General features: G+C 54.2%; 21 protein-coding genes. 9 read left to right on the forward strand and 12 right to left on the reverse strand.

From position 1 onward, the window contains the following. Positions 1 to 37 precede the first annotated feature (37 nt). On the forward strand, positions 38 to 853 hold the full coding sequence (locus B2T33_RS00680) for a hypothetical protein (protein ID WP_197145353.1): 816 nt from the start codon (positions 38 to 40) through the stop codon (positions 851 to 853). Positions 854 to 956: 103 nt separating this feature from the next. On the opposite strand, the gene B2T33_RS00685 is transcribed toward B2T33_RS00680, so the two are convergent. From B2T33_RS00685 to B2T33_RS00735, 11 genes are all read right to left on the reverse strand, one after another. Further along, positions 957 to 1832, reverse strand: a complete 876-nt coding sequence (locus B2T33_RS00685) for a hypothetical protein (protein WP_286790906.1) — start codon at positions 1830 to 1832, stop codon at positions 957 to 959. Between the two features lie 244 nt (positions 1833 to 2076). Further along, entirely contained in the window at positions 2077 to 3513 is a 1437-nt protein-coding gene (locus B2T33_RS00690) for a hypothetical protein (protein ID WP_286790907.1), read from the reverse strand. Further along, on the reverse strand, positions 3510 to 5114 hold the full coding sequence (locus B2T33_RS00695; protein ID WP_120225224.1) for a GMC oxidoreductase: 1605 nt from the start codon (positions 5112 to 5114) through the stop codon (positions 3510 to 3512). Before B2T33_RS00695 ends, B2T33_RS00690 begins: the two co-directional genes overlap by 4 nt. Next, positions 5114 to 5572, reverse strand: a complete 459-nt coding sequence (locus B2T33_RS00700) for a hypothetical protein (RefSeq protein WP_286790908.1) — start codon at positions 5570 to 5572, stop codon at positions 5114 to 5116. The genes B2T33_RS00695 and B2T33_RS00700 overlap by 1 nt, the downstream gene beginning before the upstream one ends. Further along, positions 5569 to 6264 (reverse strand): phytochelatin synthase family protein, encoded by a 696-nt coding sequence (locus tag B2T33_RS00705; protein WP_008892116.1) that lies wholly within the window; start codon positions 6262 to 6264, stop codon positions 5569 to 5571. The genes B2T33_RS00700 and B2T33_RS00705 overlap by 4 nt, the downstream gene beginning before the upstream one ends. Continuing rightward, on the reverse strand, positions 6264 to 6602 hold the full coding sequence (locus B2T33_RS00710; protein WP_286790909.1) for a c-type cytochrome: 339 nt from the start codon (positions 6600 to 6602) through the stop codon (positions 6264 to 6266). The genes B2T33_RS00705 and B2T33_RS00710 overlap by 1 nt, the downstream gene beginning before the upstream one ends. A 2-nt stretch (positions 6603 to 6604) precedes the next feature. Further along, positions 6605 to 7405: a multicopper oxidase family protein gene (locus tag B2T33_RS00715; RefSeq protein ID WP_286790910.1), complete on the reverse strand. Its 801-nt coding sequence runs from the start codon at positions 7403 to 7405 to the stop codon at positions 6605 to 6607. A 12-nt stretch (positions 7406 to 7417) separates the two neighbouring features. Next, positions 7418 to 8212: a multicopper oxidase domain-containing protein gene (locus B2T33_RS00720; RefSeq protein WP_349678216.1), complete on the reverse strand. Its 795-nt coding sequence runs from the start codon at positions 8210 to 8212 to the stop codon at positions 7418 to 7420. Between the two features lie 330 nt (positions 8213 to 8542). After that, on the reverse strand, positions 8543 to 10114 hold the full coding sequence (locus tag B2T33_RS00725) for a SpoVR family protein (protein ID WP_286790912.1): 1572 nt from the start codon (positions 10112 to 10114) through the stop codon (positions 8543 to 8545). Continuing rightward, entirely contained in the window at positions 10111 to 11448 is a 1338-nt protein-coding gene (locus tag B2T33_RS00730; protein ID WP_008892112.1) for a YeaH/YhbH family protein, read from the reverse strand. The genes B2T33_RS00725 and B2T33_RS00730 overlap by 4 nt, the downstream gene beginning before the upstream one ends. A 175-nt stretch (positions 11449 to 11623) precedes the next feature. Further along, positions 11624 to 13567 (reverse strand): PrkA family serine protein kinase, encoded by a 1944-nt coding sequence (locus B2T33_RS00735; protein WP_008892111.1) that lies wholly within the window; start codon positions 13565 to 13567, stop codon positions 11624 to 11626. Between the two features lie 615 nt (positions 13568 to 14182). On the opposite strand from B2T33_RS00735, the gene B2T33_RS00740 reads away from it, so the two are divergent. After that, positions 14183 to 14521 carry a rhodanese-like domain-containing protein gene (locus B2T33_RS00740; protein ID WP_008892110.1) on the forward strand — a complete coding sequence of 113 codons (339 nt, stop codon included), beginning with the start codon at positions 14183 to 14185 and terminating at the stop codon, positions 14519 to 14521. A gap of 80 nt (positions 14522 to 14601) precedes the next feature. On the opposite strand, the gene B2T33_RS00745 is transcribed toward B2T33_RS00740, so the two are convergent. After that, positions 14602 to 15204: a TetR/AcrR family transcriptional regulator gene (locus B2T33_RS00745; RefSeq protein WP_063090181.1), complete on the reverse strand. Its 603-nt coding sequence runs from the start codon at positions 15202 to 15204 to the stop codon at positions 14602 to 14604. Positions 15205 to 15347: 143 nt separating this feature from the next. On the opposite strand from B2T33_RS00745, the gene B2T33_RS00750 reads away from it, so the two are divergent. The 7 genes from B2T33_RS00750 to B2T33_RS00780 all read left to right on the forward strand — a co-directional run. Then, positions 15348 to 15752 carry a RidA family protein gene (locus B2T33_RS00750; protein WP_063090179.1) on the forward strand — a complete coding sequence of 135 codons (405 nt, stop codon included), beginning with the start codon at positions 15348 to 15350 and terminating at the stop codon, positions 15750 to 15752. 124 nt (positions 15753 to 15876) lie between these two features. Next, positions 15877 to 16431, forward strand: coding sequence for a helix-turn-helix domain-containing protein (locus B2T33_RS00755; protein WP_063090177.1), 555 nt, complete (start codon positions 15877 to 15879; stop codon positions 16429 to 16431). Positions 16432 to 16445: 14 nt separating this feature from the next. Next, positions 16446 to 17000 carry a GNAT family N-acetyltransferase gene (locus tag B2T33_RS00760; RefSeq protein WP_063090175.1) on the forward strand — a complete coding sequence of 185 codons (555 nt, stop codon included), beginning with the start codon at positions 16446 to 16448 and terminating at the stop codon, positions 16998 to 17000. A 301-nt stretch (positions 17001 to 17301) separates the two neighbouring features. Further along, entirely contained in the window at positions 17302 to 18291 is a 990-nt protein-coding gene (gene dctP / locus B2T33_RS00765; protein ID WP_286790913.1) for a TRAP transporter substrate-binding protein DctP, read from the forward strand. Positions 18292 to 18463: 172 nt separating this feature from the next. Beyond that, positions 18464 to 18952 carry a TRAP transporter small permease gene (locus tag B2T33_RS00770; RefSeq protein WP_286790914.1) on the forward strand — a complete coding sequence of 163 codons (489 nt, stop codon included), beginning with the start codon at positions 18464 to 18466 and terminating at the stop codon, positions 18950 to 18952. Continuing rightward, positions 18949 to 20220, forward strand: a complete 1272-nt coding sequence (locus tag B2T33_RS00775; RefSeq protein ID WP_008892103.1) for a TRAP transporter large permease — start codon at positions 18949 to 18951, stop codon at positions 20218 to 20220. Before B2T33_RS00770 ends, B2T33_RS00775 begins: the two co-directional genes overlap by 4 nt. Before the next feature lie 6 nt (positions 20221 to 20226). Continuing rightward, a partial coding sequence (locus B2T33_RS00780) for an isocitrate lyase/PEP mutase family protein (protein ID WP_286790915.1) occupies positions 20227 to 20666 on the forward strand: 440 nt, incomplete at its 3' end.

Here is a 20666-nt window from a genome sequence, read left to right on the forward strand (position 1 = left end):
TTTCAGATGTTTGTGCGGGTTGGTTGTCCTTCCCGTGATGCTGTTTCGGCCCGTTGCCGCCGAAACACTTACACTGCCCTTGCCGGCTGGTCGCGAAACGCATTTTGCCTTTGAGTCCGGTTTGCTTGAACTGGCATTGCAATACGCGCCCGGTGATCACAGCCTTGAAATTATTTCCCTGGAAGGTCTGTCGCAAAAGCGGATGTTCAACATGCTTGATGATGGTCAGGTTAATGTTCTCCTTGCCGGGTATAGCCGCGAAGCCGAGGCTGATTTGCTGCAAATCGATTATCCGCTCACCAAGGGTTTGCAAGGATATCGGTTATTCATCACTCGTGAGGACACATTTGAAACGCTTGATGACGTGGCAAGCCATGATGATTTGAAAAGTGTCTGCATCGGGTCCGGGAACTCCTGGGTTGATACCCTCATTCTCGAACATGCTGGTCTGTGTGTGGTTGGTGGGCCGGGGCACAATCTTTATACCATGCTTGAAAACGGGCGGTTCGATGTCATGCACTTGGCACTTCATGAGCTCAGAACAGAGAGCGTCATGAACTTGCTCAGTCAACATGGCCTGATGGTTTATCAGAACCTGTTGGTGCGCTATCCGTATGATTTCTATTTTTATGTTCGCCGCGACAGCAAACCCCTTCATGACCTGATCGAACAAGGGTTTCAGGCGGCGACAGAAAACGGCGCGATCGACAAATATTTTCAGGCACATCCCGGAATTGCCTATGCAACCCGGTTCCTGCAAGACCATCCAGATTTGCGGATAATTGATCTTGGTAACCCGGAAATGACAGAGAATAACAGCGCCGACATTCACCGATACTGGCTGGAACATTAAGCCAATTAAGGATCATTGCCTGATCCAAATAAGATTATTCCGTTTTGAGAACGAAAAATCTGCATATGCAGTAAATCAGATATCGTATTGATAAATATCGGATTTACATCTCATCTCTGGGTTCATAGCCAAAGTCATCATCATAATTGCGGCGCACGATATTTTCCCAAAGTGCGGGGTCAATGTCGCGCGACTTTTGGCTCATATCCGGATTTTCAATCTGGATAATCTGGGTGTCAGGATCCTTCAGTGTTTCGAGCGCCTGACGAATATGCGGGTTCGACAAAAAGTGTCGCATGAAGTCGCCAGTGCTATAGGCCCGCGAAAGTCCCTGCGTCAAAATCGCATGCAGTCGTTCATTATTGCGGTTCACGTAAATGAACAGATCAAACGGATACGCCAGAACCGGTGACGGGCTGAGAACGACGTTGGGATATTCCCGGCTGATAACATCAATTTCGCGATAGCCCTCGTGCACCGCACGGCTGAGAAGATCAAATCTTTTATTGGCGACCATCGGCCAAAGCTGATCACGTGGTGCGCGATCAACGCAAAAGCCGCTTTTTTCCATGATGCTGGCATCCGGCCAATCTGACCCGGTGCCAATGCAGAATTTTTTCAATTGTTCCAGAGAAGCTGCCTGACTAAGAGCCGGGATGTTTTCCTTATGCGTGATGAAAGCACGATATCCCAGCAAGCCTCGCGTCATCGGAACGTCAACTTGCAAGAACATTGCTTCTCGCTCGAGGCTGTAACCGGTGAACATCACATCCACCTTTTCCTCTTGCATCATCGAGCCGATGCGCGCCTGCGTCATGCCCTCGAATTCTTCGATCACAAGCCGAAAATCGCCGTCGGCATGGTCAAGGGCAAGCTCGATAACACCGAACTCGTATTTGAAAAACTCAACCGCACCGGTCGGGAAGGCCATGCGCACGATTTCTTCGCCCCTTGCGGGTGGGGCGGTAAATGAAAACATGACGGCAGATATCAGCAATACCCAAAAGCGGTTTTGCAATCTGTTGCTCCTAGAGCCCCCGGAGAAATAAGCATGGCGACCATCAATTGATATTGTGTCTTGCCGATGCCTTTGAAAGGGTCACGGGTGCCGGATTGCGAACAAACTCGGGCTTGGCTTCAATTAGCAAAGTTTTGTAATGGCTGAATTCCCGGCAAGTACGTTATCGGGCGTCACGCGTAGCAATGACGATGGAATCCCTGCGTCAGGCGGCAGAAGTTTTTTGTGTTTTCGGTGCAAGCCAGCGCCACGCCATGAGCGTGGTGGCCAACAACACAGCACTTACCTGCACGACAAAAACCATCTGATAGGCGGCTGTGACGCCAAGCCCCGCCAATTTTGAAATCTGGAACGTGATTTCAAGGATCTCGATCCCGACTTCTGTACCAAACATGATGACGAAGGCCGGGGCCAGGGTGATCAGCTTGTTACCATTGGCCGATGCGATCACAGCACTAACCACAATTGTCGTGGCAATCCCGATCCCGATGCTTGAAAGCATCTTGGTCCAATAGAACAGGGCGGCATCCGTTGCGGGGTAGGGGTAAAATATCGTCGCAACCGATGCAACGATCAGACACGGAATGGCAAGCAGCCAAAGTCGTTCGCGCCAGATCGGATTACGTGCAATCAGGGCCCCGGCGGCAAACACCATGATCACCTGGCTGGCCGCGCCAAGGGTCGCGCGATCATCAATCAATTCTGACGAGCACAGATGCCGCACAAGATATGCGGTGTCGTAAACACCGGTGGTCGGGATTTCGAGGATGAATAACACCACCAACAGGAAAATCGCATCAGACGGCAATTTGGTGTCGTGCGGCAGTGCCGATTTCACACTGAAATACAAAACGGCCGACAGAACCAGGAAAACCGACATCAGGCCAAGCCCTGTCAGGCTTTCCACGCCAAGGAAGCTGTTGGCGGTTGTCCATGCTTCAAAAATGATGACAACCGAAAGAAACAGACCGATCAGTTTCCAGTTCGGCGCCTGTTTTGTGCCGCTATTGCCAGTGGTTGTTGACGCGGCAGCCCCATCGGCGGTGCCCATCACCATCGGCATGATCAACAAGAACAGGATCGGCATCACGGCCAGGATCAGGAAGTAATTCCCGGTGCCGACATCAAAGGCGACATATTTAACCAGTTGTGGCGCAATCAGAAACGCCATCGGCTGGGCGGCGGTCCACACCGTCGTCAGCATCGATTTTTCGCGATCCGTCTTGGCCTGGCTAATCGCAAGCTGTGCCAGCGGGGCAAAGAACGAAATCGCAAAGCCACCCATGCAGAAACTGGCCAGAACGATGATCTCGCGCACGGAAAGAGCCGGGTCCCAGTGCATGGTCAGCCCGACAGCGGCATAGCTGGCACTGGCAAGGATGGCGGTGGCAAGGCAGACCTTGCGCGCCGTGTGACTGTTGATCACAAAGGGCGCGATGGCGAGTGCCATGACAGCACCGCCAATCAGGACTTCAATCAGGATATCGGTGCGTTCGACCGAAATGTTCAGGAAGCTTGCAAACTCACCCTGGGAGACGGAAACGGTCATGGTTGCGACAGATCGCATTCCGTTGCCCAGAAGAACGAACAGGGCAAGAAGCCCTGTTTCGATCAGGATCAGTTGTTTGAGTGGTGTATTCATTTGGTCAATGCATCGGCCATATGATCAGCCGCACGGATCGCCAGTGCGGCAATGGTCAAGGACGGGGCATTGACCGGTGTTGTTACATGCGAACTTGATCCCAGAATATAAAGATTGCTGTGATCATGCGCGACAAGATCCGCATTCACGACCGATGTTTTCGGGTCCGAGCCCATGATGGTGGTTCCACCAATAATCGCATTCGACAGATACGGTTTATCGGTCTGCATGTCGGCCACACCAAGGGTGGCAAAGATCTTGCGATTGACCTCGAGCGCATTTGCCAATCCCTTTTTGGTGTAGTCATCAAGGGTAAAGGTCACCTTCGGGCGCGGAATGCCCGAGCTGTCCTTTTCATCGGCAAGCTCGACCCGGTTGTTCCAGTTCGCCAAAACCTCGGCCGAGCTGTTTAACCGCAGATGCCGGGAAATCTGATCATTGATTGCATTGGCCAGTTCCTGACCAACCATACCCTTTTTAATCAGATCCTTTGCCAGATTGGTGGCATCGGAATTGCCCGACCATCCATCATTCATGAAGCTGGTGCCCACGGCTGCATAATCGGATCGGAATTCACCATCGCGCAGTTCCACCAGACCACCGGTCTGTTGTGGACCGCGATAGGGGAAGATTTGCTCATCAAGCATGCCCCAGCTGTCCTGGTTGGCTTGCGTCAAAAGATTACGTCCGACCGCATCGGAACTGTTGGCAACACCCTTGGGGGCGTTGTCCTGTGCCGAGTTCAAAAGAAGACGCGGGTTTTCAATCGCATGACAGCAAACGGCAAAGTATTTCCCCGTTACCCAGAATTCCGACCCGTCAGGTTTGCGGACCTTCACACGGCTGATCTTTTGATCGTCACCAACCTCGACAAAGGTGACCAGTGCTTCGGTCTCAACCCGGACACCAAGGTCCTCGGCCTTTTGGGCGTGAACCGATGCATCATATTTCGCGCCAATCGGGCAGATCGGCACACAGGTATTGTTGCCGCAACAAACCGGGCGTTTGTCATAAATCTCGGAATTGCGGGCATGGGAAAACGGTGCAGAATGCAGGCCCAGTTTATCCAGTGCCTCGGTGACCTTCTGGTCCATATAGCTCATCGGGATTGGTGGCATCTGATAAGGGGCGCCATCGCGCGGGGCGCCCCACGGATAATTCGGATCCCCCGCAACACCCCAGCGTTTTTCAGCTTCGATGTAATAGGGAACCAGCAGGTCGTAATTGATCGGCCAATCGCGTGACACGCCATAGGTCGACTTCATGGTAAAGTCATGCGGACGCAACCGGTCGGCAAAGCCGGTCCAGTGCCAGGTCGTGCCGCCAAACAAACGCAGATAGGCACCGATAAACTGATCTGGGCCGCCCTGAACGTAGAAGTCGTTATACTTCCCGTCTTCGGGATGCGGTGCATAGGGCTCTGACGGATACGGCGACTGCGGTCCCTTGACCGGGTTTTCATAGAAGGTTTTCAGGTTCTCGGCGCGGGAGCGTTTCGGTCCTGCTTCGAGCATGATGACATCGATGCCCTTTTGCACAAGGCTATAGGCCAGATGCGATCCGGCCATGCCCGATCCGATAATGACAACGGTTGCTTCCATCACATATCCCCCGTGACCGGATGGTGCGCCCAATGACCAAAGGCCGGGCCGCCACAGGTTCCCGGTGCGGTGGCAAAGGTCAGGGATTTCCAACCAAGGCACCAGGGGTAATAGATCGCCTTATAGGCGCCATCGCGCATCACTTCGCCGGTATAAAGCAGACGGGCAACGAAGGCTGCCTGTTCCTGAATTTCCGGGCTGGCTTGTTTGATGCGTTCGGCAATCGCACCGGTACGCAGCGCATAAACGAATTCACGCTGGGCCGCAGCACCGTAAGTCGTAATGAACTCGTCATTGGCAGCATCAAGAAGATGATCCGAAATATCGGGAATGCCGCCAATCTGACGCACAATGTCATAGAACACCGCATTGCTGCCCAGTGCCTGTGCACGGGTGGCAGCGGGGGCCAGTGGCAACAACGAGATTGACCCTAAAAGGGCGCGTCGTGAAATCTTCATTTGCTTACCACGACAAGGCCGCGCGCCTTGTTCGATCCGCTATCAATCGTTGCCATGGCGGTGCGCAGGTCTTCGATGGTCATCCAGACCGGCGGGTATTTGTATTTGGCAACATCAAGAACGAGTACGCGGTCGGTATCCTCGTCATAGGCGGCAATCGGCGAAACGTGCCCGTCACCGACCTGGCCGATCGGCTTACGCGAATAGTTCGCCACCAGTCGCATGTTCGGGTCGGCAAGTGCGGCCTTGATGGTGTCGCGCAGCCATGCTTCATCAAAGTTGTTGGCGTGATGGTATTTTGCCTTCACACCCAGATTTTCAAAGAAGGTGGCAATCTGGCTCAGGATCAGGCCATCATGCTCCACCATGGCATAGGATTTGACCTTCTGGTTTTCCGGGGTGAACACCGTTTCCTGGGTAAACAGGCCCCACGGATACAGGCGATAGGGCTGTGGGCGTTCGACACCCAGACTGTTCATGGTCGCGGCAATACTGGCCGGGCCACAGAACGTCAGGATGTGTTCGCTTTCAAGGTAGCTCGCCAGTTCGAAATAGGGGCCGGTAAATTCGGCATCCATGAAAATCTCGGTGCCCTTGTCATCGGTCAGATAAATCAACTCATCTGCCGATGCGTGCATCATCGGGGCGGCCATCATCAGACCGGCAAGTGCAGGAAGCATAAGACGTTTCATTATTGTGTTCCTCCGAACCAGGTGGCGATGGCTTTGATGTCCGCATTGCTCAGGTCTTTGACGATTTCATGCATGACAAGCGCCTGGCCGCCGGTGCGGCGACCTTCCTGATAGGCGCGAATGGCGTTTTCAAGATAAAGCGGCTGTTGACCCAACAAGATCGGAACATCCTTAAGGGCCGGGTTGCCGTTGGTGCCGTGACACGAAAGGCATTGCGAAGCCGCGGTTGGCATCGCATCGGGTTTGGCATCATCGGCCTTGGCATCTGTCACGGAAAAGGCGGACCATGCGATCATGATGGCCGCGGTGAAGCTGGCGGTGTGTGCAAAGGATCGCATCATCATACCTCGATATTGACGTTGATCATCATGCCGGTGTCTTCATGCGGCAGGATGTGGCAATGCATAACGTAGCGGCCGGTAAAATCGACAAAGCGGGTGCGGAACGTCACGGTTCCCGCCGCCGGAACGGCAATGGTGTCCATCCAGGGTTTGCGTTCATCCGGTTCGCCATTGATCGAGACGACCTGAAACGGGTTCACGTGGATATGCAATGGATGGGGGAAGGGGGTGGTGTTGATCAGCGTCCATTCCTCGACCGCGCCCAGTTTGGCGACAACGTCATCACGCCTTGGATCAAATCCCTGACCGTTGATGGTAAATTCGGTGTCGTCAAAGAAGCCTGACACATCCTTCACACCCAGAACGAACTTGCGCCTGTTGGTGACTTCGTCATCGGTGATGTCGGTCAGAATCTCGTTCTTGGGCAAATCCCCCGTCGGAATTGATTTGCCGAATTTGACATCCTTGCCAACACGCGGATCATCGGCCGCAATCACGATGATATCGGCAAGATGTTCTTCGGGCAGGCTGGCCTTGCCCTGCATGAAGGCTGGGCGGCGCAACGCATAGGTGCCGGTTTTAACACCCTTGATCAAAAGGTTCGCGCGGTTGCCCGGTGCCAGCAGGAATTCTTCGGTTTCCTCGGCCTTGGGCAACGGGTTGCCATCCAGACCAATCAGATGCATTTCCATGCCATCTGCGCGCAACGGAATGAACTGCGCGTCGCCCGCGTTCAGTAATCGCCAATGCTGAACTTCGCCCTCGCGGATATAGATTTTCGGGCGGTATTGACCATTCACAAGGAAGTCGCGTTAGGCATCCAGCGGCCAGATCGGCTTTTCACTTTCAAGCAATCCGTCAATGCCCGGGATCGGTGCCTGAAGCACAAGAACGCGTTCAAGTGCAGCAGCGATTTCTGGTACTTCGTCAAGCGTGCCACCAATGATCGCCATGCCTGCCGCACCCGATGCGACCTGTGCCGAAACCGATCCGTGGCGATGCGGGTGATACCAGTAATTGCCCGCCGGGTGATCAACCGGCAACTTCACGACATAGTTAAAGCTCTGCCCCGGTTCTATCTGCAAATAGACGTTATCGCTGTTGCCGCGCGGGCTGACATGGAAGCCGTGATAATGGACATTGGTGGTGTTAAACCGGTTGGGCACATTCGTGACCACGTCCTCGCCGGCATCCTTGTTGGGCGGCATGCGGTTTTCAAATGCCAGTTCCAATGTGTCGCCGGGTTTCATGCGAATGGTCGGGCCGGGAATGGATGCGTTGAAAATGCGAAGCTTGGCCGGCCCGCTTGGCAGCGAATAGTCGCTGGCATCCATGAAGAAATCGGCTTTCAGGCGCCCATCAACCGAATGGATTTCCATCGGGTTGGGCAAATCGTCTGTGATGCCGATGGGGGATTGGCTTGCGATTGTTTCCATCGCATTCGATGGCGAAACAAGCCAGGGCATTGGCGCAATGCCTGCAGCAACGGTCGCTGCAGCCGACCCTTTCAAGAGTCCGCGACGCGTGATCATAATGTGGTCTCCCTCAACGTGCCGGAATGCGGTCCCCCGGCGCGGCAGATGCTCAGTATTATTCTTGTACCCCATTAGGGTGGGGCTGATTACATCGGAAAGATAAAAGCTTGGCCGCCAAAGCGATGTGCCAACCGTCACAGACGCCTGATTTGGAACGATTATTCTTTCAAACTCCCGTGATGCTATTGTACCGCAATTGACCGATCTATCAATTCGGAGTTGCTCGATAATGCATGATGGTTCGATGAAGACGGAAGTCCGGGCGGAGGGAATAACAGGCAACTTAATGAAATCATTATCCCTCGCCTGATCGGTTCGGCTTTTTCCAAACACGAAATAAAAAATCCGCACCCATTTGGGGCGCGGATTTCAAAGGTTTTGTTTTGTGTCGGAAGGTCGTGGCTAGTTGCCGACCAGATCATCCGGTGTGTAATTCACCTCATGCAGGATTTCGCCGCTTTCATAGTCGACGGCCTGCAAGGTAACGCCATAGCCCCACAGCTGCCCGATATAGCCCAGCGTCATTTCCGCTTCCGACTTTTCAAGGCGGATGCCTTCATGTTCGGTATGCTGAATGTAAAGCTGACGGTTGCCACGGATATCGACATCGACCACCTGCATGTCGGGCTCGCGCACAGAAATGTCATGCATGCGGGCCAAGGACCGGCGCACCTTGCGATACCCATTATCATCATGGATGGCCGCGACTTCGAGGTGTGGTGATGAACTGAGATCATCGATCATGAACATCCGCATATCGCGCATGACCTTGGGCGACAGGAATTGCAGGATAAAGCTTTCATCCCGGTAATGCGCCCACGCTTCCTTAAGGGTCTCGACCGGCTCATTGTTCCCGGCAATATCGGGGAACCATTTATGGTCTTCCTCGGTCGGATCCACGCAGATGCGGTGGATGTCCTGCATCATCGCAAAGCCAAGCGCATAGGGGTTGAAACCCGAATAGCGTTGATCGTCATATTCGGCCTGAAACACGACGCGCGAATGGTAATCGATGAATTCCATCATAGCGCCTTCGGAAATCACGCCCTTGTCATACAGACTATTCATGATGGCGTAATGCACATAGCACGCGCAGCCTTCATTCATCATCTTGGTCTGTTTCTGCGGATAGAAATACTGCCCGATATTGCGCACAATGCGCAAAATCTCACGCTCCCACGCTTGCAATGTCGGGGCATTCTTTTCGAGGAAATAAAGCAGGTTTTCTTCCGGCAAGCCGAATTGGGCGCGGCGTTCCTCGACCCGCATCTTGCGTTTAAGCTCGTCCATGTCCTGATCACCCTGATCAGGCTGGGGCAGGGTGCGCCACAGATCGTTGTAGGTCTCGTCTTCATACTTGGCGCGTTCACGTTCACGCTTTAACTCGGCCGCCAAGTTGGGTTTTTCCGGCCGGGAATAACGGTTCACCCCCTGATCCATCAGGGCGTGCGCCGCATCGAGAATGCGTTCAACCGCGTCAAAGCCGTATCGATCTTCACACTTGGCGATATAGCTTTTGGCAAATTGCAGATAATCCAGAATGCCGTCGGCATCCGTCCATTGCTTGAACAGATAGTTGTTCTTGAAGAAATGGTTATGGCCAAACGCCGCATGCGCGATCACCAGCGCCTGCATGACGATGGTGTTTTCTTCCATCACATAGGAAATGCACGGGTTGGAATTGATCACGATCTCATAGGCCAGCCCCTGATAACCCTTGCGATACATGACATCATCGCGCACGAAGCGTTTGCCAAACGACCAGTGGTGATACATCAACGGCATGCCGATCGATGAATAGGCATCCAGCATCTGCTCGGACGTGATCACCTCGACCTGATTGGGATAGACATCAAGCTTAAGCTCATTCAGCGCGATATCCTCAATCGCGTCATAGGTGGCTTTTAACGTCTCGAAGTCCCAGTCGGCACTGGTGAAAAGCAATTTGTCTGCGGATTTGGTCTTGGAGCTCATCGGCCTGCCTCCGCACGGTTTTTGGCAAACAGTTCCCGGAATACCGGGAAGATGTCAGCTGCCTTGGTTACCCGTTTAAGCGCAAAGCGCGGATTGTCTCTGGCAAGCGGGGCGTAGGATTTCCAAAGGGCGGTTTCGCCTTCGGCGGCGGCAAAAATCTCGGCCTCGCGCTCGTCAGTGATTTCGATATAGGCGTAATACTGGCACTTGGGCAAAAGATCCTGGGCCAGAAGGGCGGTGCACTTTGCCCCGTCATTGGAATAGTTGTCGCCATCGGAAGCCTGTGCGGCATAGATGTTCCATTGATCAGTGGGATAACGATCCACCAGCACCTTTTTCATTTCCTCGAGTGCGGTGGAAACAATCGTGCCGCCGGTTTCACGTGAATAGAAAAAGGTTTCCTCGTCCACCTCGGCTGCGCGCGATGTATGGCGGATAAAAACCACCTCGACATGTTCGTATTTGCGGTGCAGGAACAGGTGAAGCAACATGAAGAACCGCTTGGCCAGTTCCTTCATCTGTTCGGACATCGATCCCGACACATCCATCAAACAGAACATCACTGCCTGTGTATTGGGATCGGGGATCTGTTGAAACTGGTTAAACCGGGTATCAATCGGATCAATGAACGGGATCGCCTTCATCCGCCGTTTGGCTTCTTCAAGATCAGCCAGCAGGGTATGAAGCGTATCCTCGTCAGTTTTGGTCAGTTTGCCATTCGGGCGTTTTTCCGCCTTGGCCTGAAGGGCTGAGATCTTTTCTTCAAGTTCGCGGACTTCGGCCGTTTTCGGGCGACGCAGCCCGATGCGCCGGGCCAGTGAATTGCGCATGGTGCGCACAAGGCTAAGGTTTGATGGCGTGCCTTCAACCGAAAAGCCCGCACGCGCATTTCGAAATGCGGTGGTTTGCTTCAGGCTTTTTTTCAAAAGGTCCGGCAGTTCAAGATCTTCAAAGAAGATATCAAGGAACTCGTCGCGGGTCAGGGTGAACTGGAATTCGTCTTCGCCCTCGCCATCGGGGCTGGCTTGTGATCCGCCAGAACCACTATCGCCGCCTTGCGGGCGGGCAATGCGATCACCCTGAACGAATTTCTTGTTGCCGGGCAGGACATAATTGCGGTTGCCACCACGTCCCATGTGGTGAAAGCCCGGCTCCTTTAACGTTTTGCCGGGAATGGTGATCTGGTCGCCGCTGGAGATGTCGGTAATGCCACGCGACCGGATGGTGCTTTCAACCGCCTTTTTGATCTGGGCCTTTGCGCGACGCATGAAACGTTGCCGGTTGCCAAGGCTTTTGCCGGTCGGGTTCTTGCGGCGGTCAACGATATAAAGCATGGGCAGTCACATCCTTGCACGGTTCAAAAGCGCGTTGTGCAGGTCGCTTGCGCCTTGAAGTTCCGCAGGATGTGACCCGGATAAAACGGGCCGTGGCCACATCCTGCGGCGAAGAGGTAACCGGGCGGACAAGGGACGAAGCCGCCCGGTTGGGCCGGGAAAGACAGGGGGGAGCTTAACCGGCCTTATTGACGCGCATGTACCATTCGACCAGACGACGCGTCTGGCGTTCGGTATATTTGCGATCGATCATGCGTTTGACGAACTCGTTGTGTTTCTTCTCGGTCTCGCTGTCTTTCTTCGAGCCGAACGAAATCACCGGCAGCAGGTCCTCGACCTGACTGAACATGCGTTTCTCGATCACATCGCGCAGTTTCTCATAGGACGTCCAGGACGGGTTCTTTCCCTTGTTATTGGCACGTGCACGCAGGGCGAACTTAACGACCTCGTTACGGAAATCCTTGGGATTGGCGATACCCGCCGGTTTTTCGATTTTCGACAGTTCCTGATCAATGATCTTGCGGTCCAGAAGCTGACCGGTATCGGGATCCTTGAAGTCCTGATCCTCGATCCAGGCATCGGCATAGGCAACGTAACGATCAAACAGGTTCTGACCGTAATCGGAATAGCTTTCCAGATACGCCTTTTGGATTTCCGCCCCGATAAACTCGGCATAGCGCGGGGCCAGTTCGGACTTGATGAAGTCCATATAGGCCTTTTCGCGTTCTTCCGGATATTGTTCGCGCCGGATGGCCTGTTCAAGGACATACATCAGATGCACCGGATCCGCCGCGACCTCGTGGGTGTCGTGGTTAAAGGTTTCTGACAGCACCTTGAACGCAAAGCGGGTTGAAATACCGTCCATGCCTTCGTCAACACCGGCAGTATCGCGGTATTCCTGCATGGATTTCGCCTTGGGATCGACATCCTTCAATGTCTCGCCGTCATAGACCCGCATCTTGGAATACAGGTTGGAGTTCTCATGTTCCTGCAGACGCGAGAGTACGGAAAACTGTGCCAGCATTTTAAGGGTGCCCGGCGCGCAGGACCCGTGTTCAAGCTCTGATCCCTGCAACAGCTTGTCGTAAATCATGGTTTCTTCGGTGACGCGCAGGCAATAGGGCACCTTGATCACGGAAATTCGGTCAATGAAGGCCTCGTTGTTTTTGTTGGCCTTGAATGTCTGCCACTCTGCCTCGTTCGAGTGGGCAAGGATCAAACCCTGGAACGGAATGGCACCAAGGTTTTCCGTGCCGATATAGTTGCTTTCCTGTGTGGCGGTCAGCAACGGGTGCAGCATCTTGATCGGTGCCTTGAACATCTCGACAAATTCAAGAATGCCCTGGTTGGCGCGGTTCAGGCCACCCGAATAGCTATACGCATCCGGGTCGTTCTGGCTGAAATATTCTAGCTTGCGGATATCGACCTTACCAACAAGCGACGAGATATCCTGGTTGTTCTCATCACCTGGTTCGGTCTTGGCAATCGCGATCTGGCGCAGGCGCGACGGGATCAGTTTAACGACCGAAAACTTGGTAAGATCCCCGCCAAACTCGTCAAGGCGCTTGACCGCCCATGGCGACATAAGCCCCGTCAGGCGGCGTTTGGGAATGCCGTATTTGTCTTCGATCGCATCGCCCATCTTTGCCGGGTTAAACAGGCCAAGCGGGCTTTCAAACACCGGGCTGATTTCATCGCCGGCCTTCAGAACGTAAATCGGTTCACGTTCCATCAGCTCTTTCAGCCGTTCGGCAAGGGAACTTTTACCCCCGCCAACCGGGCCGAGAAGATAAAGAACCTGTTTGCGTTCTTCCAAACCCTGGGCGGCATATTTGAAGAAACCGACAATGCGTTCGATGGTTTCTTCCATGCCAAAGAAATCTTCAAAGGCGGGATAACGTTTGATGGTTCGGTTCAGGAAAATGCGGCCAAGTCGGGAGTCTGTCGAGGTGTCGATCAGTTCCGGCTCGCCAATCGCTTTGATCATGCGTTCAGCGGCAGAGGCATAGGCACTTGGGTCTTCGCGACACAAATTAAGGTAATCGCGGATGGTCAGTTCAGTTTCCTGCTTTCCGTCATAGCCTTCCGCATACAGCTCGAAGATATCCTTCTCAGCCATGGCGCGGTCTCCTTTCAAACGTTATCGCACTGTCAAACTTACGTTTCCTGTCTCAATCCTGTTTTTGCGCAATTTTTGCGTTTTGCTTTTGCACGGATGGGACGAACCCGATCCTGATCTGGTGGCGTCGGCAGGTCTCCTGTGAAGGGACTCCGCCAGACGGTCATGAATTAACAAATGGCGTTCGCGGTTAATCTCTGGCGGATCATGCCAAACGTGTGAAAATTCGATTGTGCAGTTGCGGCGTCAGCGCCGTAGTGCAGTCTTGATCAGACTCTTTTTGGGTCCCGTTGCGGCGACCAACAAACCGACCATCAATGTGTCGGGGCAGGCTTCTGTCGAATGAATTTCAAAGTGACCTTTGAGCCTGCCGAGGCAATTTGCCCTGTTATTCAGACGTGGGAATAACGAACTGATTTCGCAAGACGATACTTCTGTCGAACATCGTAAAATCGTGTGTTCATGTTCACATGTAAGTGACCGCTCGTCCAGCTTTGATGCCGCTTTCATTCCCACAGCCTTGCACAAAAATATTTTGCATTTGCAAAATCCGCAAGCCGACAGCTATCACAGGTGGGCAGGATCGGGCCGCAAAAGCCACCAAAGGACTTCACAATGAGCGACGAAACCGTACAGTTTATCGAACCACATGAACTTGATCGACTGATCGGCGAAGAAGCCGTCACCATTATTGATGTCCGCGAAGCCGAGGAATTCGCAACCGGCCATATTGAAACCGCGATCAATATCCCGACCTCGAACTTCGATATCCCGGCGTTGGTCGACCTGACCGATGAAAGCGATACCGACCTGGTCTTTGTCTGTGCCGTCGGTCAGCGTTCCTTTGGGGCAGCCAATGCTGTTCTGCCCCACGTCGATTGCTCCGTTAGTAACCTTAAAGGCGGCATTCAAAGCTGGACCCGTGCGGGCTTTGACCTTGAAAATGGCAAATAATCCCGACCTTCTTTGACGGGGTAGGGGCCGGAATGTGATCGGGCGTTCGACTGCGCGCGGTGGTCGAATTCACGCCACCATCATTTGGCATCGGGCGTTACCAGTACTCCAGCCGCAAGGCATTCAAATGCGGCAATTGCCTTGCCAAGGGTATCTTTCGGATCATCGCTTGCCGCGACCCAAAGGGCGGCATTCAACGCGACCCCGTTTAGCAACCTTGCCAGGGCTTCGATATCGACCGGTTTGATTGCCCCCTGATCGGCCAGCGCCCTTAAAGTTGTGATTGTCGCCTGCAAGCAGCGGTTTTGGCTCGGCCACTGTGATGGATCGCCCAGAAAGGCCGGACCATCGCGCAGAACGATCCGCTGTATTTCGGGATCAAGGGCCAGTTCGATATATGTCCTGCCCTCGGCCATCAAGCCGTTCCAACCGCCGCCTGCGGCATCCCCCGCATCCTTGGCCTGTTGCGCCATGGCGGAGTCTATTTCATCGACCACAGCGGCCAGCAGCCCGCGCTTGTCACCAAAATTATGATACAGCGCCCCGCGCGTCAGCCCCGCACTTGCGGTCAGTTCATCCATTGACGCTTCTGCATATCCCTTTTCGGCAAAGGCCTTGCGTCCCGCTTTGATCAATTTGATGCGGGTTTCTTCCATTTTTTCAGCGCGCGTTTTGGCAGCCATCGGGCACTCCAATTTAACATACGTGACGTATGCGAATTGACATACGCTGCGTATGTGAATATATCTGCTTCACATACGCAGCGTATCTGAACTCAATTCGAAATACCACAGATACCGAATTTTACCCGAACAAGGAGGTCTTCATGGCCCTCGCAAACCAAGCCGTCTTTCCGCCAAACCGCCATGCGCTTTATGACGCGCACGGTTATTCCCCGGCCATCAAATCCGGAGATCTGTTATTTGTGTCTGGCCAGGTGGGCAGTCGCGAAGACGGATCCCCGGAACCTGAATTCAAAACGCAGGTCGAACGCGCATTCGATAACCTCAAGGCGATCCTTGCGGCCGCCGGATGCAGCTTTGATGACATCATTGACGTGACGACCTTCCACACCGATCCGGAAAACCAGTTTGAAGACATCATGGAAGTGAAGGACGCGATCTTTGATCAGGCGCCTTACCCGAACTGGACAGCAGTCGGGGTTACCTGGCTTTCCGGTTTTGATTTCGAAATCAAGGTTGTCGCCCGCATCCCGGCAAGCATTGCCTGATCCGGTGTAATGCTTCGAACTCATGACGAACCGGCCCTGCAAAGAAAGCGGGGTCGGTTTTTTCATCTTGACGATTTCTCATAAATGGAAAAATATCCCAAATGTGAGATTAAAGGGTGTTGCCATGGATGAGATTGAAACAAGACTGGCCCAACGGTTGGCCGCTTTGCGCGCCGAACGCGGGTGGTCGCTTGATGAGCTTGCACAAAAAAGTGCGGTCAGTCGCGCCAGCTTGTCGCGGATCGAAAAGGGCGAGGTCAGCCCGACCGCCACTGTGCTGGGAAAGCTGTGTGTTGCTTTTGGTGTCACCCTGTCACGCCTGATGCAGATGGTTGAAGACGACTTTGTGCCACTTGTCGCGCGTGCCGATCAGGAAGTCTGGACTGATCCCGATACTGGCTATCAAAGACGGCTGGTCTCCCCGACATCCAAACAACTATCGGGCGAGGTGATTGAAGTCGAAATCGGCCCGAACCAGCGCATTCAATATGACGGATCGCCGCGGGACGGGCTTGAACATCATTTGGTGATGCTGTCTGGCGCGCTTTTGATGGACGTCGATGGCCAAATCCATCGCCTCAATGCGGGCGATTGCCTGCGCTATCAGTTGCGCGGTGGCAACGTATTTCAAACGCCCCGAGATCAGGGCGCGAAATATCACCTGTTTATCATCGACTAAGCGAAAGAACCGTTATGCCATCGACGACGCACACCGCCCCCGATCTCGACATCGTCACCCTTGATGCTGATGGTGTCACAGCGTGTCTGGATCAGTTCGCCGACATGCTTCACTCCTGTGTCCATGACGGGGCCAGCATTGGCTTTATCGAACCCTTCCCGATGCACGAGGCCGAAGCTTTTTGGCGCGATAAAACCATCGCGGCACTTAAGGGTGGAAAACGGGTCCTGTTTGCGGCCCTTGATCAGGATCGCGTGGTCGGCACGGTTCAGCTTGATTACGACACCATGCCCAATCAGGCCCATCGCGGCGATATCAGCAAGCTGATGGTGCGCCCCGATTGTCGCAGGCGCGGCATTGCCCGACTGTTGATGCAGGCGGCCGAAAACCGGGCGCGTGATCTTGGGCGAACCTTGCTGACCCTTGATACCCGAACTGGCGACAGTGCCGAGATTCTTTATACCTTGCTCGGGTTCGAGACCACCGGCGTTATTCCGGATTTTGCCCGTGATCCGGACTCTGAAAAACTCAGCGGCACCACTGTGATGTATAAGCGCATTATCAGATAGTGTTTTGAAACGGCTTGCGATTCCCGGTTTTGTATCCAGAACGATCATTCTGGCATGCCAGACGGGACGCATGGACATTTCGATCGCAAATTATTTCAATACCGCAGTGCCGTTATCAAAGCTGTGCTTCTCGTCTGTATGTCTTCAGCTTGCTGAGTTCTGGCGTTGTGTGCGGCGCATTACGGACAGGCTGGTCAGGGTTTCGCCGTAGTCAAAACATGTTGAACACCGCCGAAAAATGGGCGCATCCTTGCCGTCCTGAATAAAGAAACAGAATAAAAGTTCTCGGAGGACGTCCATCATGAAAAAATTTGCCCTTGCTGCCGCACTGATGGCAGCCGTCGGATTTTCCGGCACGGTTCAGGCCGCAGACCTGACACTGCGTATTTCCCTGCAATTGCCGATGAAAAGCCACCTCGGTCAGAACCTTTTGATGTTCAAGAACGAGGTCGAGGAAAAATCAAACGGCGATATTGAAGTCCAGATCTATGATTCAGCCCAGCTCTACAAGGACAAGGAAGTTCCTGCGGCGGTGGGATCGGGTGCGATTGAAATGGGTGTCGCGTCATTGACCCGTTATGTCGGTGATGTCCCGGCTGTTGATATCTTCTATCAGCCGTTCCTGCTCGATACCGAAGAAAAGGTCCGTAAGGCCGTTTCCCCGGATTCTCCGGTACGTGCGCCGCTGGATGAAGCCATTGCTGAAACCGGTTCGACGGTTCTGTGGTGGCAGGCTTACGGCGGGTCGATCATGCTGTCGAACGGTGGCCCGATCAAAGGCCCGGATGGTCTGAAAGGCCAGAAAGTCCGCGTGTTCTCGAAAACGCAAGGTGATTTCATCTCCGCTGCCGGTGGTGCACCGACCCTGATTTCAGGCTCCGAGCAGTATATCGCCTATCAGCGTGGCACGGTTGATGTTGGCATGACCGGCATGTCGGGCGTGAAATCCCGTCAGCTTTGGGAAGTCATGGACACCGTCACCACCACCAACGATGCCGATATCGAATTCATCGTCGTTGTGAATACCGACTTCTGGAACGGTCTGACCGATGCGCAGCGTGACATCATTTCAACTGCGGCCATCAATGCCGAGAACGATGTGCGTGACCGCATGTCCACGATCGAGGCAGAGGCGTTTGCCGAAGCCAAAGCCAACGGCATGACCATTTACACCCCGACGGCGGAAGAAATGGCTGCATGGCGCGAAGCTGCCAAACCGGTTTACGAGGCATTCCTTGCCAACACCGGTGATCTTGGCAAACGGGTCTTCGAGGCCGCCCAGAAGTTCTAAGGATTTGACGTCACCGGTCGGGTGCCATGTGCCATGTGACAGGCGCTGCATGATTGCCCATGGACGCCGACCGGGGCGTAATTTGATTTGTTGTCATCACCGTGCGTGTTTGGGCCAATGCCCATACTGTGTGGTGATGACGCCCCGTTTTCCAACATGCACTGTTTAAATCATGTTTGATCGATTGACGCTTATTCTTGCGTGGGTCGCGGCCATCCTGTTTGTGCTTGCTGGCTGCATGCTGACCTACGAAGTGCTGGCACGGTATTTCTTCGTGCGCCCGACCATCTGGGCTGCCGAACTTTCCCAACTGTGTCTGATCTGGGGATCGCTTTTGGGGATGCCCTGGGCACTGGCCGCACGCCGCCATATTTCGGTGGATGCCATCACCCGTCTTCTCGCTCCCAAGGTCCAGCGCCTTGTCGAAATTATCGCCATGGCCAGCATTCTGGCCTTTTCGGTGATGGTGACGATCAAGGGCTGGGAAATCTTTTATGAAAGTTTCGAGCGCGGCCGCACCAGCGGCACCATGCTTGATCTTCCGGCGTGGGTTGCTGAACTGCCGGTCGCCATCGGCTTTGCGCTGCTTGCCATTCAGGCGGTGATCGAGATTATCGGGCTTGCACGCGGCAAGGATATTCCGAAAGGGGCGCACGAATGACCATCGTCCTGACCCTTGCTGCCATGTTCGCATTGCTTCTGATGCGTGTGCCGGTTGCCTTCGCACTCGGCGGGCTTGGCCTTGCCATGCTGATCCTTGGCGGGTTTTCGCCGCTGATGGCACCACAGGCGGTTTTGTCCACGCTTGATGGCTTTATCCTGCTGGCCGTACCGCTGTTCCTTTTGATGTCAAACATCCTGCTGCGTGCCGGTGTCGGCAATGACCTGTTTGCCGCTGTCAGTGCCTGGGTCGGCCATTGGCCGGGCGGTCTTGCGGTGGCGACCATCCTGTCTTGTGGCGTGTTTGCCGCCATTTCCGGCTCCTCGGTTGCGACGGCGGCGACCATCGGCACCGTTGCCATCCCGGAAATGATCAATCGTGGCTATAACAAGCGGTTTGTTTATGGATTGTTGGCCGCGGGCGGAACCCTTGGCATTCTGATCCCGCCATCGATCCCGATGATCATTTATGGCTTTGTCACCGAAGAATCGGTGATCTCGCTGTTTCTGGCGGGGATCGGACCGGGCATAGCACTTCTGGTGTTCTTTATCATCTTTTCGATGATTTATGCCCGCATGGGCGGGCAGGAACTTGAACCGAAAAAAGACTGGGCCGAACGCAAACGTGCCACCATCCGCGCACTTCCCTCGGTTGTTCTGGCCGTGCTGATTATATCGGGCATCTATTCCGGGGCCTTCACCCCGACCGAGGCAGCGGCCATCGGCTTTGCCGCAGCCCTGATCATCACCGGCCCGATCATGCGGGTCCTGACATGGGATGCGCTGAAAAAGGCGGTGTTCGATTCCATGGCAACCACGGTTGCGATCATTCTGATCATTGCCGGGGCCAAGGTCTTTGGCAAGGCGATCACGCTTTATCGCATCCCGCAGGACATCTCGGTGATGATCACCCAAGGGGTCGATACCGAACTTGGCTTCATCCTGATTGTCACAGCGGTTCTGCTGGTAATGGGTTTGGTGTTCGAAGCGCTTTCGATGGTGCTGATCATGACGCCAGTTCTGTTGCCAGCGGCCCTTGCCCTTGGATTCGATCCGATCTGGTTTGGTGTTTATATGGTGATCATGGTCGAATGTGCCCTGATTACACCACCCGTCGGACTTAACCTTTATGTGATCCAGTCGGTGGCAAAGGCCAGACTGGGCGAGGTTGCCCGGGGTGTTGCACCTTTCCTGCTGCTGATGTTTGCTTGTGCCGCCCTTTTGTATGTTTGGCACGATCTCGCCCTTTATATTCCCTTCAAGCTGTAAAGACCGATGAGTAACGTAAAATCACCTGCCGATACCCTGCGCGCACTGCTTGCCACCGGTGATCTGATCACGATGCCCTGCTGCTTTGATGCGCTTTCTGCCAAGCTGATCGAACAGGAAGGATTCGGTCTGACCTTTATGTCAGGCTTTGCGACCTCTGCTGCACGGATTGGCGAACCTGATCTGGGCCTGATGTCCTATGGCGAGGTCCTTGATCAGGCGCGCAACATCACCGATGCGGTATCGATCCCCGTGATCGGCGACGGTGATACCGGCTATGGCAATGCGATGAATGTCAGGCGCACTGTCACAGGCTTTGCCAAGGCAGGCTGTGCGGCCGTCATGATCGAAGATCAGCTGGCACCCAAACGTTGTGGCCATACCAAGGGCAAGGAAGTCGTCGGCCGGGATGAGGCGTTTGATCGCATCAAGGCCGCCGTCGATGC

Source organism: Thalassospira sp. UBA4513 (genome assembly GCF_002388495.1).
In the GTDB taxonomy this organism is placed as follows: domain Bacteria; phylum Pseudomonadota; class Alphaproteobacteria; order Rhodospirillales; family Thalassospiraceae; genus Thalassospira; species Thalassospira tepidiphila.

Bases quoted from the DNA above. Each gene is read 5' to 3' on its own strand.
- B2T33_RS00680 (WP_197145353.1), top strand. From the start codon at position 38: ATGCTGTTTCGGCCCGTTGCCGCCGAAACACTTACACTGCCCTTGCCG.
- B2T33_RS00685 (WP_286790906.1), bottom strand. From the start codon at position 1,832: ATGTTTTCATTTACCGCCCCACCCGCAAGGGGCGAAGAAATCGTGCGC.
- B2T33_RS00690 (WP_286790907.1), bottom strand. From the start codon at position 3,513: ATGAATACACCACTCAAACAACTGATCCTGATCGAAACAGGGCTTCTT.
- B2T33_RS00695 (WP_120225224.1), bottom strand. From the start codon at position 5,114: ATGGAAGCAACCGTTGTCATTATCGGATCGGGCATGGCCGGATCGCAT.
- B2T33_RS00700 (WP_286790908.1), bottom strand. From the start codon at position 5,572: ATGAAGATTTCACGACGCGCCCTTTTAGGGTCAATCTCGTTGTTGCCA.
- B2T33_RS00705 (WP_008892116.1), bottom strand. From the start codon at position 6,264: ATGAAACGTCTTATGCTTCCTGCACTTGCCGGTCTGATGATGGCCGCC.
- B2T33_RS00710 (WP_286790909.1), bottom strand. From the start codon at position 6,602: ATGCGATCCTTTGCACACACCGCCAGCTTCACCGCGGCCATCATGATC.
- B2T33_RS00720 (WP_349678216.1), bottom strand. From the start codon at position 8,212: ATGGGGTACAAGAATAATACTGAGCATCTGCCGCGCCGGGGGACCGCA.
- B2T33_RS00725 (WP_286790912.1), bottom strand. From the start codon at position 10,114: ATGAGCTCCAAGACCAAATCCGCAGACAAATTGCTTTTCACCAGTGCC.
- B2T33_RS00730 (WP_008892112.1), bottom strand. From the start codon at position 11,448: ATGCTTTATATCGTTGACCGCCGCAAGAACCCGACCGGCAAAAGCCTT.
- B2T33_RS00735 (WP_008892111.1), bottom strand. From the start codon at position 13,567: ATGGCTGAGAAGGATATCTTCGAGCTGTATGCGGAAGGCTATGACGGA.
- B2T33_RS00740 (WP_008892110.1), top strand. From the start codon at position 14,183: ATGAGCGACGAAACCGTACAGTTTATCGAACCACATGAACTTGATCGA.
- B2T33_RS00745 (WP_063090181.1), bottom strand. From the start codon at position 15,204: ATGGCTGCCAAAACGCGCGCTGAAAAAATGGAAGAAACCCGCATCAAA.
- B2T33_RS00750 (WP_063090179.1), top strand. From the start codon at position 15,348: ATGGCCCTCGCAAACCAAGCCGTCTTTCCGCCAAACCGCCATGCGCTT.
- B2T33_RS00755 (WP_063090177.1), top strand. From the start codon at position 15,877: ATGGATGAGATTGAAACAAGACTGGCCCAACGGTTGGCCGCTTTGCGC.
- B2T33_RS00760 (WP_063090175.1), top strand. From the start codon at position 16,446: ATGCCATCGACGACGCACACCGCCCCCGATCTCGACATCGTCACCCTT.
- dctP (WP_286790913.1), top strand. From the start codon at position 17,302: ATGAAAAAATTTGCCCTTGCTGCCGCACTGATGGCAGCCGTCGGATTT.
- B2T33_RS00770 (WP_286790914.1), top strand. From the start codon at position 18,464: ATGTTTGATCGATTGACGCTTATTCTTGCGTGGGTCGCGGCCATCCTG.
- B2T33_RS00775 (WP_008892103.1), top strand. From the start codon at position 18,949: ATGACCATCGTCCTGACCCTTGCTGCCATGTTCGCATTGCTTCTGATG.